Annotated in this window: 9 protein-coding genes and 1 pseudogene; 9 read left to right on the top strand and 1 reads right to left on the bottom strand. The window is 44.8% G+C overall.

Features of this window, described 5'->3' with window-relative positions:
* Positions 1-5 precede the first annotated feature (5 nt).
* From BDI_RS17895 to BDI_RS17885, 3 genes are read left to right on the top strand one after another with little or no spacing between them, the layout of a single operon-like run.
* Positions 6-1,472, top strand: a complete 1,467-nt coding sequence (locus BDI_RS17895; RefSeq protein ID WP_005859297.1) for a TolB family protein — start codon at positions 6-8, stop codon at positions 1,470-1,472.
* A gap of 10 nt (positions 1,473-1,482) precedes the next feature.
* The gene (locus BDI_RS17890) at positions 1,483-3,255 is read left to right on the top strand and encodes a DUF6057 family protein (RefSeq protein ID WP_012056078.1); all 1,773 of its coding nucleotides are present in this window, start codon (positions 1,483-1,485) and stop codon (positions 3,253-3,255) included.
* Positions 3,256-3,262: 7 nt separating this feature from the next.
* The gene (locus BDI_RS17885; RefSeq protein ID WP_009276218.1) at positions 3,263-4,741 is read left to right on the top strand and encodes a TolB family protein; all 1,479 of its coding nucleotides are present in this window, start codon (positions 3,263-3,265) and stop codon (positions 4,739-4,741) included.
* A 354-nt stretch (positions 4,742-5,095) separates the two neighbouring features.
* Here BDI_RS17885 and purT read toward each other — a convergent pair whose 3' ends face one another.
* A complete protein-coding gene (purT, locus tag BDI_RS17880) occupies positions 5,096-6,277 on the bottom strand; it encodes a formate-dependent phosphoribosylglycinamide formyltransferase (protein ID WP_005859304.1) in 1,182 nt (393 codons plus the stop codon).
* 435 nt (positions 6,278-6,712) lie between these two features.
* Here purT and BDI_RS17875 point away from each other — a divergent pair, with 435 nt between their 5' ends.
* From BDI_RS17875 to BDI_RS17850, 6 genes and pseudogenes are all read left to right on the top strand, one after another.
* On the top strand, positions 6,713-7,396 hold the full coding sequence (locus BDI_RS17875; protein ID WP_039848575.1) for an ABC transporter ATP-binding protein: 684 nt from the start codon (positions 6,713-6,715) through the stop codon (positions 7,394-7,396).
* Positions 7,389-8,666, top strand: coding sequence for an ABC transporter permease (locus BDI_RS17870; protein WP_005859307.1), 1,278 nt, complete (start codon positions 7,389-7,391; stop codon positions 8,664-8,666). The genes BDI_RS17875 and BDI_RS17870 overlap by 8 nt, the downstream gene beginning before the upstream one ends.
* 11 nt (positions 8,667-8,677) lie before the next feature.
* Positions 8,678-9,934, top strand: a pseudogene (locus tag BDI_RS17865) (ABC transporter permease).
* A 35-nt stretch (positions 9,935-9,969) separates the two neighbouring features.
* Complete coding sequence (locus tag BDI_RS17860) at positions 9,970-11,091, top strand: efflux RND transporter periplasmic adaptor subunit (RefSeq protein ID WP_005859311.1); 1,122 nt, start codon at positions 9,970-9,972, stop codon at positions 11,089-11,091.
* A 12-nt stretch (positions 11,092-11,103) separates the two neighbouring features.
* Positions 11,104-12,462, top strand: coding sequence for a TolC family protein (locus BDI_RS17855; protein WP_005859313.1), 1,359 nt, complete (start codon positions 11,104-11,106; stop codon positions 12,460-12,462).
* Between the two features lie 416 nt (positions 12,463-12,878).
* Entirely contained in the window at positions 12,879-16,094 is a 3,216-nt protein-coding gene (locus tag BDI_RS17850; RefSeq protein WP_005859317.1) for a SusC/RagA family TonB-linked outer membrane protein, read from the top strand.
* Positions 16,095-16,122 lie beyond the last annotated feature (28 nt).

Raw genomic sequence — 16,122 nt, 5'->3', positions numbered from 1 at the left:
CAACCATGAAAAGAAATATTCTATATATCACCTGTTTATTTCTTATTCTACTAGGAATATCCTGCTCGGATACGATCCCGGTAAGCAAAGAAACCTCGGAGAAACCTGTATTATTTCCCGATTATGCGGATGTAACGATCCCTTATAATATCGCTCCCTTAAATTTCAAGATAGAAAATCCACATGCGGAAGCCTTCGCCGTACTCAAATTCGGAGAAGAAAAGATACAAGTCAAGGAAAAAGGGGGACAATTCTATCTTCCCGCATCCGATTGGAGAAAATTGCTGAAAAGGGCGACAGGAAAAGCGATACAAGTAAAGCTCTACGCAAAAGACAAAGAATGGCTCGCCTATCCGGAATTCTCACTATTCGTCGCTCCGGAACCCATGGATTCATATCTGGCTTATCGCTTGATCGAACCCGGATACGAACTTTGGAATCAAATGGGTATTTACCAACGGAATCTGGAAGATTATAAGCAAAGCCCTATCATGGAAAACAAATACAGCGGTCAAAACTGTATGAATTGCCATTCTTTTTGTATGCAAAACCCCGATAAAATGCTGTTCCACATGAGGGATAAGTATTCGGGCACTTATCTGATCGACGGAGACAAGATCGAGAAATTAAATACGAAGACCGATCAGACGATCTCGCCTTTGGTCTATCCCTCTTGGCATCCATCGGGGAAATACGTAGCCTTCTCTGTCAATCAGACCAGCCAAAGCTTTCATGCCAACGACAAAAACCGGGTGGAGGTCTTCGACAGCCAATCCGACGTAGTTGTATACGATACGGAAAAGCATGAGATTATCAGTACGCCTTCCATTCGGACAGCAAAAGCGTTTGAGACTTTCCCGACATTCTCTCCCGATGGCAAGACTCTTTACTTCTGCTCGGCAGAGGCACGTTCCATGCCGCATGAATATTCAGAAGTAAAATATAACCTTTGCTCCATAGCGTTCGATCCCGTAACCCGGAGTTTCGGCTCCCGTATAGATACCTTATACAATGCCGGAAAAGATGGGAAGAGCGCCTCTTTTCCCCGTGTTTCCCCAGACGGGAAATTCTTGTTATATACGCTGTCCGGCTACGGTAACTTCTCGATCTGGCATAAAGACGCAGATCTATATCTACTGGATATAGCGAGCGGAATCTCTCATTCCTTGCAAAACGCCAATAGCACGGATACGGAGAGCTATCACTCATGGAGTAGCAACAGCCGCTGGATCGTCTTCAGCAGTCGAAGGATAGACGGGTTATACACACGTCCTTATTTTGCTTATATAGATGAAGAAGGAAATGCGTCTAAGCCCTTCCTTTTGCCTCAGAAAGACACAGACTACTATCACCGTTTCATGAAATCTTATAATATACCCGAGTTTATTACCGGAAAAGTATCCTCCAAGATCCGGGCGCTTAGCACGCTAGCCAAAGAGGATAAAGGAATTGACGTAACTTATCGTAAATAGAATAAATCACATGAGTACTTTATATAAGAAGATATTACCACCGCTTCCATTCATTCTATTGACCGGCGTCTTATGGTTTCATTTGCAGACCATGCAAGAGCCTCTCTTTTTTTATCGGGAACAGCAGCAGATTTTCCTATTCGATTCCACCTATATATTCAGCATACTTAAGCAGATAGGGGGGCTAGCGACTTTTATCTCTCAATTCTTGATACAGTTTTTCAGGATCCCGCTTATCGGATCGCTGGTGACCGCCTTGATCGGTGGAATCTCCGGTTGGTTATTCTGGCTGACCTTACGAAAGATACATCCGGCATTATATCTTATGCCCTTGGCCTTTCTCCCCATCCTATTCCAATATCTTTACCTAATGAAAGATAGCTATCATTATGAAGGACTGATAGCCATGTTGTTTTGGTCATTGGCGCTTAACGTATATAGTTACAGCCCACGAAGATTTAATTGGACGTACCGTACCTTAATTGGTTGCTTGCTGGCGACCGGATTGTTTTACACGATGGGATCTGTAGCTATATTATTCGCCCTTAGCATCTTACTATTTGATGTATTACAAAAATGCGAACGCTGGTACGCAAGCTTCATCCCGTTGCTGCTGCTACTTATCGTAGGCTCCCTATGTGTCCTAGGAGGCAGTAAACCCGATTATGACTATGTATTTTGGATGAAAGATTACGTAGAGTATTTCATTGAGCTGGAACCATTCTACGGCTTCTCTTGGCAAGTAGCGCTACTCGTTATGCTTCTATTCTTCCTATCACGTTACTTAGATCACATAAAAACCTATTTAAAAGCTTTAGTAGCCGTAGCATTACTTGCCTTATCCGGTATGTATTATACGCAAACGGCTCTTCAACAGAGGAATAAAGATTTCTATACGTTGATGCAAATGTTTCATTACATAGATACCGAGCAATGGGACGCCATAATCTCGTCCGCCGATCTAAACTATAATAACTACTTACACCTGAATTGCTTAAACCTTGCCTTATCCCACAAGGGTGTCATGCAGACTGATTTATTCAAATATCCGCAAAGCGGAATACAATCTTTGGTCTCAAAGTACCAAGCGCATATAGAGGAAAGTTTCCTATTCAGCCAGATATACTACCATGTAGGAATCACGTCCTTGGCATACAATTTCGCTTTTGGTACCTCGGTAGGAATTACATACGGCAGTCCCGTCATGACTAAATTATTAATAAAATCCCATTTGATATACGGACAGTATCCCGCAGCCGAGAAGTTTATATCATTATTGGAAAAGACATGGGCCTATCACGAATGGGCCTCCTCGCAACGAAAGTTCTTATATAATGACCAAGCGGTGGAGAGCGACCCGGAATTAGGCACAAAAAGAAAAAGCCTATCCAGCGACAAAGACCTTTTCGCCAATATAATCGGATTGTTTGATAACCTGATGATTATATTGGAAGAGAATCCCCAGAATAAAGCCGCATTGGATTATACGATCGGTACGTTATTATTATCGAAAGACCTGCCCGCTATAAAAACGTTTGTTGAAAGATTCAGTGGGACGGAAGTACTCCCTATATTACCCGAACCCTTGCAACAAGCCGTGATCTCTTATGCGGAGCATGATCCGGAATATTGCCGCAAGTATGGGGTAACCGATAAAGTCCTGTCCGAGTTCTCGATATTCAAGCAACGTGTATTGGGACTAAGGCATGCCCGACAAAATCTAGCGACTGGAATAGCCGACTATCAACCTACTTTCTGGTACTATTTGATACTCTCTAAATAAAACACATATGGAAAGACAGACTTATACAAATACAAACCGATATCTTTTCCTTTTTCTCATCGCCTTGATGGTTTCATGCTCCAAAAACGACATACAGATCGCCAAGAGCTTAAACAAGGAAATAACCATTTATCCGGATTACAAGGATGTGACCATCCCTGTGAACATCGCCCCGCTCAATTTCTCTATCGCCGATAGCAGTGAGCACTGCCTTATCATTAAAGGGGAAAAGACTCAACTCCAAGTCTATAGTGATGAGGGGCTCTTTGAGATCCCACAAAAGAGATGGAAAGCCTTATTGAAAGAGAATGCCGGAAACCAAATAGAATTGACCATTGCTAAACGCATACAGGGCGAATGGAACGCCTATACGCCTTTTCATATGGACATCGCAAATGATTCCATTGATAAATATATAGCCTATCGGTTATTAGCCTTGAGCAATGATATGTGGAACAGGATGGGTATCTATCAACGAAACTTGGAGAATTATGACCAAAGCGTGATTTATGAGAATAGCCTAACCGACTATAACTGCGTAAACTGCCATACGTTTTCCTCCGGGAACCCGGATAAAATGATTTTCCATATGCGAGGCAAACACGCTGGTTCCGTACTGATTGATGGAAAGAAAATCACCAAGCTAAATACCAAGACTCCCGAGACCGTCTCAAACTTTGTCTACATGTATTGGCATCCGAATGGTAACTATCTGGCGGCCACCGTATGCGATACCTACCAAAACTTCTTCATCAATAATCCCAATACGCTGGAAGTATTGGATCATAACTCCGATATCGTGATCTACGACGTGAAGAAGAACGAGGTATTCTCTTGCGAAGCGTTAAATTCCAAAGACGCATGGCAAATATTCCCTGCGTTCTCTCCCGACGGGAAGAGCCTCTATTTCAGTTCGACCGCCGCCGTAGATTCTATTTCTAAGAATTTCAGACAAATGACCTACAGCCTATGCCGTGTCGACTTTGACCCGGAAACCCGCACCCTAGGCCAGCAAGTAGATACTTTATACAATGGCCGGGCCAATCACAAAAGCGTATCCTTCCCTAGAATCTCACCGGATGGTAAATATCTGGCTTTTACCCTACAGGAATATGGCGGTTTCGGGGTTTGGCATAAAGACGCTGAATTATATATGATCCGCCTATCCGACGGAAAGACGTACCCGCTGAGCGAGGCGAACAGCGCCGAAGGAGAAAGCTACCATTCATGGAGTCACAACAATCGTTGGCTGGTATTTAGCAGTCGCAGGTTGGATGGATTATACACACGCCCGTTCTTTACCTATATCGATGATAAAGGTACGGCCCATAAACCATTCCTCCTGCCGCAAAAAAATCCCGTAAAATATTATAAAGACCTGTTGTGGACTTACAACCTCCCGGAGTTTATACAAGAAAAGGCCCAAGTAGATACGCATGCCGTGATGGAAACCATGAGAAATACAAAAGGAATCCAAGTAAAATAAGAACAATAGCTAGGGTGGGCGAAAGGAGATAAGGATGTCTGTTTGGTTAAATCTACCCACCCTTAGCTATTGATCTGTTTGCTCACTCTTTTATCTTCACCGAGAACAGAAATAGAGCGTTTCAAATCAACGCCCATATTTCCATTTGTTGTATTCATAAAATAAGTACAAACTTTCGGCAATCAGATTTCACTCTTTAGTGAAACAAACATATGTAATCTGCGTTTATAGATTATCAAATGTCTCTTTAAAAACTTGAGACAAAAATAAACTATTTTGATAGAAAAATAGGTCTGTAAATATTCACATTTTATTCACAACACACACCAAAACGTTCATTTATCCTAGGAAGCATCACAATTTAACATTTAACTGCTCCATCATCACTCCGGTCTTCTCCCTTGCCTCCGTCACATCCAAACCACGAGCCAGCAAGACGGCCATACGGCGATGTCCATGAACTTCCGGTTTTCCAAAGAAACGCATCTGCGTATCGGGTTGTTCCAAAACCTTATCCAGATTCCCCAAAGACAACCGGTCACTGTCCCCTTCCACTACAACGGCACGGGAAGCTCCCGCTCCATGAAACACGATATTAGGGATCGGCAAGCCAAGCACCGCACGGGCATGCAAAGCGAATTGAGACAAATCTTGCGTAATCATCGTCACCATTCCGGTATCGTGCGGACGGGGGGAAACCTCGCTGAATATGACATCATCTCCTTTAATGAATAATTCCACGCCAAAAATACCACGTCCGCCTAAAGCCTCGGTGATCTTACCGGCGATCTCACGGGCTTTCGCTTTAGCGGCAAGGCTCATGGCTTGCGGTTGCCAAGACTCCCGGTAATCACCGTCCACCTGAACATGTCCTACGGGTTCCAAGAAAGACGTTCCTCCGATATGCCGAACCGTCAGCTGGGTAATCTCATAGTCGAAATCCACGAAACCTTCCACGATCACCTTACCCGCTCCAGCACGTCCTCCTTCTTGGGCGTACTGCCAAGCACGATCGATATCCTTTTCCTCACGAACCACGCTCTGTCCGTGTCCGCTCGAGCTCATGATCGGCTTCACCACGCAAGGCATACCGATTACCTTCACCGCTTCTTTAAATTCCTCCTCGGTCTCGGCGAAACGATACGGCGAGGTAGGCAAGCCCAGTTCCTCGGCCGCCAAGCGGCGGATTCCCTCACGGTTCATCGTCAGCCAAGTGGCACGGGCGGTAGGAATCACATGGTATCCCTCTTCCTCCAGTTCCATCAAGGTACGGGTAGCGATCGCTTCCACCTCCGGCACGATATAATCCGGTTTCTCTTTCTCGATGATCTCCCGCAAGGCATCGCCATCCAGCATGGAGACCACATAGGAACGATGCGCCACCTGCATGGCCGGAGCGTCCGGATACTTATCCAAGGCGATTACCTCCACGCCATAACGCTGCAACTCTATTACAAACTCTTTCCCCAATTCGCCCGAGCCACAAAGCACGACTTTAGTTGCCGTAGCCGATTTGGGCGTACCAATTGTTACCATAAATCTTTCTGCTATTTGAATTTCGCCGCAAAGTTAAGGGTTTATGCCTGTATAGCCTAAAGCTTTTCCCTTTATCTATTAGGGCAAAGATAAGGTTAGCTTCATCGTCCAACGGCTGGTGGACGATCATGCACCAGTTGGTAGATGATCATGCACCAGCCGTTAGAAGATCATGCATCAGTTGGTGCATGATGAATGTATCCTTATGAATTGGGTAAGACAGCCGCTTGTTTAGCCTAAAATATACAGAGGAAAGGAACAAGGATCTACTTATAATCAAGACCTCTTTGTTAATATTACATAATTAGTAGTACCTTGCGATACAAGGTATCTTAGTAAAACATATATTTGTAACCAGATGATAAAAGTGTTCACCAACAGTGTAACTTATTTAGCAAACTGTACGTCTAATATATAAAGTAACTACATAATATGATGATTCAACTGAAAGGAATAAACAAAACGTACTTTAACGGAGCCCCACTGCACGTTTTGAAAGGTATCGACCTAGATATAGAGAAGGGAGAGATGGTATCTATCATGGGAGCGTCCGGTTCCGGGAAGTCAACCCTATTGAATATCTTGGGGATATTGGATACGTACGACACGGGCACCTATCTATTAAACGGACAGTTGATTCAGAATCTAAGCGAAAGCCGTGCCGCCGAGCTGAGGAACCGTATGATCGGCTTCATCTTCCAATCATTTAACTTAATCTCGTTTAAGAACGCAGTGGAGAACGTAGCTCTCCCACTCTATTACCAAGGCATAAGCCGGAAGAAGAGAAACGCCATGGCACTGGAATATCTCGACATGGTGGGATTGAAGGATTGGGCGGATCATATGCCGAACGAGATGTCCGGCGGACAGAAGCAACGTGTGGCCATCGCACGTGCCTTGATCGCCAAGCCGCAGATTATATTGGCCGACGAGCCTACCGGGGCATTGGATAGTACCACGACCGTGGAAGTGATGGAACTCCTCCGTAGCGTAAACCAAGAAGGTATGACCATGGTGATCGTTACCCACGAGCCATCCGTGGCGGAAGCTACCGACCGGATTATCCGGGTAAAAGACGGATTGATTGAATACACCGTAAACGAAGAATCGCATGTTTGATTTTGACAATTTTAGGGAAATATGGAGCACGATAAAGAAAAACAAGCTCCGTACCTTCTTGACCGGTTTCGCCGTATCATGGGGGATCTTTATGCTGATTACCCTGCTGGGAGCGGGAAATGGGTTGAGAAACGGCATCATATTCAACTTCCGGAGGTTTTCCGCCAATACCGTGGAGGTTTGGGGGCGCTATACCACCATGCCTTATAAAGGTAACCCCACGAACCGCAGGATCGAGTTCAAGGAAGCGGATCTCAGCGGCATCAAGATGGCATTCCCGGAAATAGAATACTGCTCGGCTACCATTTCGCAAACAGATACCATCTCGTATGGGGAAGAATACATCGTGGGCGACCTGCGGGGCGTATCCGAGGATTACAATTCCATTATATATATTAATGTAGCGAGCCAGAACGGGCGCTTCATCAATAAGATGGATATGAACGCTACACGCAAGGTAATCATACTAAGCCCCCGTATGGCGGAAGTGCTATTCCGTAACGAGGACCCGCTGGGTAAATACGTGAAATGCGGCAATATGATGTATCAAGTTGTTGGTATCTATGATGATGACGACAAGAGTAACAACGCGCCCGCATATATACCGTTTACCGTAGCGCAACAACTTTATAATAAAGGCTTCGGGTTCGGCTCCATTTACTTTACGGTAAACGGGGTCTCCACCGAAGAAGAGTGCAAGGATTTCGAGAACAGGTTCCGGTCGTATATGGCACGTAAGCACATATTCGACCCGACAGACAAGAATGCCATCGGTATGTGGATGACCGGCAATGAGATCCGTATGTTCAATACGATGACAGACGGTATCTTGCTCTTCATCTGGATCGTAGGTATCGGCACCTTGATGGCTGGTATCGTGGGGGTTAGCAACATCATGTTGATCACCGTACGCGAACGGACCCGGGAGTTCGGCATCCGGAAGGCGATCGGGGCGAAACCGGCCTCGATATTGAAGCTTGTCATCGTAGAGTCCATCATGATCACCGCCATATTCGGTTACATCGGGATGCTGATGGGAATCGGGTTGACGGAGCTAATCGACTATGGCATGACGATGAGCGGGATGAACAACGCTTCATCCGGAGGAAATCCCGGCGAGGATCTTACCTTATTCCGGCACCCGACCGTCAGCCTAGGGATATCGCTGGCCGCTACCGGGGTGCTGGTCGTAGCCGGGGTGCTGGCGGGCTATTTCCCCGCTCGCAAAGCCGTGAATGTATCCGCTATTGAAGCCATGAGAACAGAATAAACCGAAAAGATATGTTTGACATAGACAGATGGACAGAAATATGGGTAACCATCACCCGCAACAAGACACGTAGCTTGATGACTTGCTTCGGCGTGTTCTGGGGAATCCTTATGCTGGTATTGTTGCTGGGTACCGGATCGGGATTCAAGAACGCCATGTTCAAGAGCGTCAACGGATTCGCGACGAATTCGCTATTCTTCTACGCCGATCGCACCAGCGAACCCTACCAAGGATTCAACAAGGGGCGAAACTGGAACATGAGGAACCGGGACATAGACGCCATCATACGAGACGTACCTAGCGTACAGGATATCTCCCCCATCCTTTAGGGCAGCCGCTCGGAAAAGAATATCGTTTACGGGATAATGACCGGAACGTTCAACGTGAAAGGTATATATCCGGCTTACTTCAATATCGATACGCAAGACCTATACTATGGCCGTTTATTGAATGAGATCGATATGCGGGAAAAGCGCAAGGTTTGCTTGATCGGCACGAAGATCAATGAGGTATTATTCCACAACGAGGACCCTTGCGGCAAATATATCCGGGTGAACGGGCTTTACTACCAAGTAGTAGGAGTGGTCAACCAAAGGGCATCGGGCCTGAATCTGGGCGGCCGGGGAGAAGAAACCGTCTTCATTCCGTTCAATACCATGCAGCAGACCTTGAACCAAGGCGATATCCTGCATTTCCTCGCACTGAGCGTGAAACCGGGATATCCGATTGAGACGACGATCGAGCAGGTCAAGAATATCATGAAGACGCAAAATCAGATCGCACCGACCGATCCTCAGGCGATAGGCGTAGTCAATATCGCCGCACAATTCAAGACATTCAATCTACTGTTTACAGGTATCGACATCTTGGTCTGGCTGGTCGGCATGGGTACCTTGCTATCGGGTATTATTGGTATCAGCAATATCATGATGGTAACGGTAAAAGAGCGCACGAGGGAGATAGGCGTACGAAGGGCTTTGGGAGCCAAGCCTTTCGACATCATCTCGCAAGTCATGAGCGAGAGCTTGGTGCTGACTGCCTTGGCGGGCTTACTGGGATTAAGCGCCGGAGTCTTCCTCTTGGATTTGTTGGATAAGATATTGTCCGCCAATCCAACGAACGATCCGACCCTGCTGAATCCCGGCGTAAACATCCAAACAGCGGTAGCCGCCGCGGTGGTACTACTGATAAGCGGTTTTATGGCCGGACTGATTCCCGCATGGAGAGCCATGCAGATCAAAGCGATAGATGCCATCCGAGATGAATAATAACGAATCGATAATTAAAATAAAACTATATAATCATGAAGAATCGCATCGTAAAGAAAATCCTACGTATTATCTTATTAACGATCGTAGGTGCGGCGGTAATAGGCACATTCTATTTCTTATGGAAGAAGGCGCAACCGGTAATAACCGTTTATGAGGTCGTAACCCCCAAAAGGGATACGGTAGAGACCAAGACGGTGGCCACCGGAAGCGTGGAACCTCGCTACGAGGTAGAGATCAAGCCGCAGATATCCGGTATCATCTCCGAGCTAAGGAAAGAAGCGGGACAGATGGTACAGGCAGGGGAGATTATCGCCACGATCAAGGTCATACCGGAGATGGTACAGCTAAATAGCGCCGAATCTCGCGTAAACATAGCGGATATATCTCTTAAACAGGTGGAGGAAACCTATAAGAGAGATGAACTGCTGTTCAAGCAAGGTGTTATCGCCCAAGAGGATTTCGATCTCTCGAAGGCCAACTACTTAAAGGCGGTCGAGGAGAAAGAGAATGCGCAAAGCGCACTGGAAATTATTCGTGACGGTATCGCCAAGAACTCCAATGTAGCCAGTACCACGCAGATCCGTAGTACCATCACCGGTATGATACTGGATATCCCGGTGAAAGTAGGTAACTCCGTTATCCAAGCGAACAACTTCAACGACGGTACGACAATCGCCACAGTCGCCAACATGAATGACATGATCTTCAAGGGAAACGTAGACGAGACCGAGATCGGGCGCATTCACGAGGGAATGCCTATCAAGCTTACGATCGGAGCCATGGAAAGCCGTTCGTTCGAGGCCTTGCTGGAATATGTATCACCCAAAGGTGTTGAGAAAAACGGAGCCATTCAATTTGAGATCAAGGCAGCCGTGACGATCCCCGAAGATGCTTTCATCCGTGCGGGATATAGCGCCAACGCCGAGATCGTGCTAAAACGTGCGGAAGACGTTCTTACGATCCCGGAAAGCACGGTCGAGTTCCAAGGGGATTCCGCATTCGTTCAGTTAGTTAAACAAGAGCAACCGGAGCAAGTCTTCGAGAAACATCCGGTAAAGGTAGGTCTGTCCGACGGTATCAAGATCGAGGTTCAAGAAGGACTGGCCGCGACCGATAAAGTCCGGGGCGCAGCTATTGACCCGAATAAGAAATAAAAGAAAGATTGTATGATGAGAAGAAACTTATATATACTGGCAATCGCTTCCCTCCTGTCCGGAAACTATGTTTTCGCTCAGGATGCGGTGAAGCAATGGAGTCTGGAGGAGTGCATCCAATATGCCATCGAGCATAATATCGACTTAAAGCAAAAGGAGCAGGAACAGGAAAGCCGAAAGGTAGACTTACATACCAGCAAATACAGTTGGCTCCCGGCCCTAAACGGCAGTCTTGGACAGAGCTTCCAGTTCGGACGCTCCACGTCTAAATCCGGGGTGATCGTGGACCAGAACGCCGCCAATTCCACATTGGGGATCAATCTGGACATGCCTTTATTTGACGGGTTAAAAATACCGAACGATATCGCCGCCCGCAAACTTGATCTAAAAGCGTCTATCGAGAACTTGAATAAGGCGAGAGAAGACCTATCCATCAATATAGCTTCCTACTACCTGCAAGTACTTTATAATAAAGAGTTACTGAAAATAGCGCAACTACAAGTGGAACTAGACAAGGAGCAGGTGAATAAAACGGAGGCCATGGTGAACGCCGGAAAGGTGCCACTTTCCCAACTGTATGATATCAAGGCCCAATTAGCGAAAGATGAGGTCACGCTTACCGAGTCGCAAAACAATGTGAACCTCGCTTTACTGGATCTGGCGCAAAGTCTGGAACTAGAGCGAAGCGATCGGAGTTTCGATATACAGACTCCTGTAATTGAAGATGCGGTGGCTGATAATATGAGTAGCATCCTACCTCCGGAAAACATTTACGATCATGCGGTTACGTTCAAGCCTCAGATCAAGGAACAACAGTATTTGCTAGAGAGCCAAAAGAAAATGTTGCGTGTCGCGCAAGCGGGCTATTACCCCAAGTTAAATTTCGGGGCTAGTTACAGCAATGGATATTATCATTCTACTTCCGGAGGTGAATTTGCCGATACTCGTTCCTTTAGCGAGCAGTTTAAGCAGAATGGGCAAAAGATCGTCGGATTCTCATTGAGTATTCCACTTTTCAACCGCTTCCAAGTACGCAATAGCGTTCGTACCGCAAGGATCAACATTATCAACCGGGAATTGCTGATGGAAAATACAAAGAAAACGTTATACAAGGAAATCCAGCAAGCGTACTACAACGCAACGGCTTCCCAAGAGAAATATACGGCTTCCGACAAATCCGTCACGGCGAGCAAGGAAGCGTTCAATTATGCCCAAGAGCGTTACAACGCAGGTAAAAGCACTGTCTTTGAATTTAATGAGGCTAAAACAAAATACGCGCAAAGTCTAGCGGAACAGGCACAGGCCAAATATGATTTTATCTTCCGTACGAAGATTCTAGATTTCTATAATGGTAACCCTATCCGTTTATAAACGTTAATCAATACTTTATTTTTTTATTATACACACAAAGTTTAAGGGAAGATATCCTTTATGGACATCTTCCCTTTCAGCATCCATTAAGGCATTTAGTCTGCACAGAACTATGTTTAACAGCATAATTAACAGATAGATAGCTAAGACTAAAAACCCTCCTGCCAGCTATCATAATGCAACAAGATCCCCAGTACAACTAAATTGAATTTGACAATATCAATCAATATTATATTAGTTTTAGAATGTTTTATAACAGTTTGCTTTTTTATAATAAAAATTAGTATATTTGCGGCTGTGATTTTCAGGAGTCTTGGTGTGTACATTTTTTTGATAAGTATTTTAACTGTAGTTCTGTGCAAACTATGGTCTCTTGAAAAAACAATGTGTGTCTAATTAACAAACAAATTCATTCTATGAAGCACAAATTAACGCTTGTACTACTCTCATTCTTTCTGGGAGTGCAGTGTATGGTCGCCCAGCAAATGAAGGTGACCGGTGTAGTGATTAATGAAGATGATGGGGAGCCTGTTATAGGTGCATCCATCGTAGTAAAAGGAACCACTATTGGAACCATTACCGATTTAGATGGTAAATTTGAGTTAGAAACTCAGAAAGATGCTAAGCTAATTATTTCTTATGTAGGTTTACGGACTCAAGAAACTACAGCTCAGCAAAACATGAGAATTGTTCTTTCTTCAGATTCTCAAGCTATAGATGAAGTTGTTGTCGTAGCTTATGGTACCGCAAAGAAAAGTTCTTTTACAGGTTCCGCATCCACGGTGGGTGCCGCTTTGATGGACAAACGTCCATTGAGTAACGCCCTCTCCGCATTGGAAGGAAACACTTCCGGAGTACAAATGACTTCCTCTATCGGACAACCGGGAGAAGCTGCCAAGGTAACGATCCGTGGTTTTGGTTCAGTAAACGCGGATAATGCTCCTTTATATGTAGTGGATGGTGCCATCTTCAGTGGTGATATCTCTTCTATCAGCCCATCTGATATCGAATCAATGACAATTTTAAAAGATGCCGCTTCTACATCTTTGTATGGATCTAGCGCAGGTAACGGTGTGGTTTTGATCACGACTAAGAAAGGTTCTAGCAGCAGTGGCGCAGGTGTTACCTTGAGTATCTCACAAGGTTGGTCTAGCAGAGCTTATAACGATTACGCAAAAGTAGGTGTATACGATTATTATCCTTTGCAATGGCAAATGTTGAGAAACGCAAATATGTCACTCGGACAAAGTGCTACCGACGCTGCCGCTAATGCTTCTAAAGATATTATCAACAAATTAAAATATAATCCTTTCGTAGGAATCGCCAATGACGCAATCGTGGGCACAGACGGTTTATTGAATCCATCAGCCTCGGCTTTAAAATGGGGTGAGGACCTTGATTGGGAAGATGCCGCTTACCGTACCGGACATCGCCAAGAATATAATGTAAGCTACAATACAAAAACAGAAAAGAGCGACACATATGCTTCCATAGGCTATCTGAATGATAAGGGATATATGATTAAGACAGACTTTGAGCGTTACAACGCACGCTTGAACTATAATATCTATCCGGTGAAATGGTTCAAGAGTGGATTGAATTTAGGTTTAAGTCGTACAAACTCCAATTATTCTACTTCTACTTCTAGCAACTCCGCTGGTTATGGTAACTTATCTCGTTTCATTCGTTCTATGGCACCGATCTATCCGGTACATAAGCATGATATTGAGACAGGGGCTTATTTGGATAAAGAAGGAAACGTAGTTACTGATCCGGCTTTATATACCTACGATTATGAAGGAGCCCGTATCTCCAGCAATGGACGCGACGGTATCGCTGAGGCCCTGTGGAACGATCGCTTGATGTCTACCACAAACTCTAGTGCCCGTACTTATGTAACGATCACTCCGATCGAAGGATTGAATTTAACAGTGAACTACGCATTTGACAATAAGGATGAACGCCGTAGAGTATATGAGAACCCAGAGGTAGGTGACGGAACCGCAGGACCGGGACGTTTGAACATCCGAAATAGAAACTTCTTGACACAGACATTCAACCAGTTGATTAATTACACAAAGACTTTTGGTAAGCATAACATCGAAGCTTTGTTAGGCCATGAGAACTATAGCTACCGTTTACAATATAACTACGGTATGAAGACTAATGAGATCGTTTCCGGAACGTATGAGTACAGTAACTTCGTAAGCATAAGCTCAATGGATTCTTATACACGCGAATATAAGAAAGAAGGATACTTCGCTCGTTTGAACTATGATTTCGATGATAAATATTATGTAACAGCCTCGTATCGTCGTGACGGTTCCTCTCGCTTTAGCAAGGATAACCGTTGGGGTAACTTCTGGTCATTCGGAGCATCTTGGCGTATCAGCCAAGAAGATTTCATGGAAAACTTGACTTGGGTGGACAATTTGAAACTGAGGGCATCCTACGGTGAAACCGGAAACGATGCCATCTATTATACAGATGATGACACACAACAGGATTACTATCCTTATCAAACCTTGTATAATTTGGGTATCAACAACGGTTTGGAAGCAGGTCTCTACTTCCCGACTATGGCAAACAATAATTTGAAATGGGAGACACAGGTTTCTACCGATGTCGCTTTAGAATTCGGATTGTTCGGTCGCTTGAATGGTACGGTCGAGTTCTTCCGTAAGGCCTCCAGAGACTTGTTATTCAATGTTAGCCAACCGTTATCCAGTGGTGTCGAAAAGATCGTACAAAACATTGGTAAAGTTCGTAACCAAGGGGTGGAAATCGACTTAAACTACCAAGTATTAAAATCAAAAGATTGGAAATTATCAGTCGGCGCAAACGCTACATTCATCAATAATAAGGTGACTCGTCTGCCTGATGCCAACCGGAAAGATGGTATCATCAAAGACTCTAAGAAATTGATGGAGGGACATTCAATCTATGAGTTCTGGTTACGTCAATGGTGGGGTGTTAATCCTGATAACGGAGATGGATTGTATATCTTTGATGCCGAAAACAACACCGATGCGAATGGTAATATTAAAGATGCGGTAAAAAAGACACTTGTAGAGAAAGATGGTCAAGTATTGACAAACTCTTATAGCTATGCGAAATATGATTTCAGTGGTTCTGCCGTTCCGAAAGTATATGGTGGTTTCAATATCAATTTGAGCTATAAGGCATTCGACCTTTCTACCGTATTCTCTTATTCATTAGGAGGTAAGGTGCTTGACTCGAGTTATAGAGGATTGATGGATGTAGGTGAGTTCGGTTATGCGATGTCACCGGATCTACATAACGCATGGACAACTCCGGGCCAGATCACAGATGTACCTCGTTTGGACAATAACTCAGGTCATGCGACTAGCATCGGACAATCCTATTCTACACGTTGGTTGACAAACGCAAATTACTTGAACTTGCGTACTGTCACTTTGGCTTACAACTTGCCTAAGTCTATCCTAAACGTTATCAACATCAAGAGTGCACGCGTCAATGTCAGCGCAGAGAACTTATTCATGTTGAAAGCCCGTCAAGGTCTGAATCCGCAAGCTAACTATGCCGGAGTATCTTACAATGAATATATGCCGGCTAAGAACTTTACGATCGGTTTAAATGTATCGTTCTAAATTCATAATACATCAAACAAAGGAAAAG

The organism is Parabacteroides distasonis ATCC 8503 (assembly GCF_000012845.1).
Lineage (GTDB): Bacteria > Bacteroidota > Bacteroidia > Bacteroidales > Tannerellaceae > Parabacteroides > Parabacteroides distasonis.
This window is presented reverse-complemented; position numbering and strand designations above follow the sequence as displayed.

Bases quoted from the DNA above. Each gene is read 5' to 3' on its own strand.
- BDI_RS17850 (WP_005859317.1), top strand. From the start codon at position 12,879: ATGAAGCACAAATTAACGCTTGTACTACTCTCATTCTTTCTGGGAGTG.
- BDI_RS17860 (WP_005859311.1), top strand. From the start codon at position 9,970: ATGAAGAATCGCATCGTAAAGAAAATCCTACGTATTATCTTATTAACG.
- BDI_RS17870 (WP_005859307.1), top strand. From the start codon at position 7,389: ATGTTTGATTTTGACAATTTTAGGGAAATATGGAGCACGATAAAGAAA.
- BDI_RS17855 (WP_005859313.1), top strand. From the start codon at position 11,104: ATGATGAGAAGAAACTTATATATACTGGCAATCGCTTCCCTCCTGTCC.
- purT (WP_005859304.1), bottom strand. From the start codon at position 6,277: ATGGTAACAATTGGTACGCCCAAATCGGCTACGGCAACTAAAGTCGTG.
- BDI_RS17890 (WP_012056078.1), top strand. From the start codon at position 1,483: ATGAGTACTTTATATAAGAAGATATTACCACCGCTTCCATTCATTCTA.
- BDI_RS17895 (WP_005859297.1), top strand. From the start codon at position 6: ATGAAAAGAAATATTCTATATATCACCTGTTTATTTCTTATTCTACTA.
- BDI_RS17885 (WP_009276218.1), top strand. From the start codon at position 3,263: ATGGAAAGACAGACTTATACAAATACAAACCGATATCTTTTCCTTTTT.
- BDI_RS17875 (WP_039848575.1), top strand. From the start codon at position 6,713: ATGATTCAACTGAAAGGAATAAACAAAACGTACTTTAACGGAGCCCCA.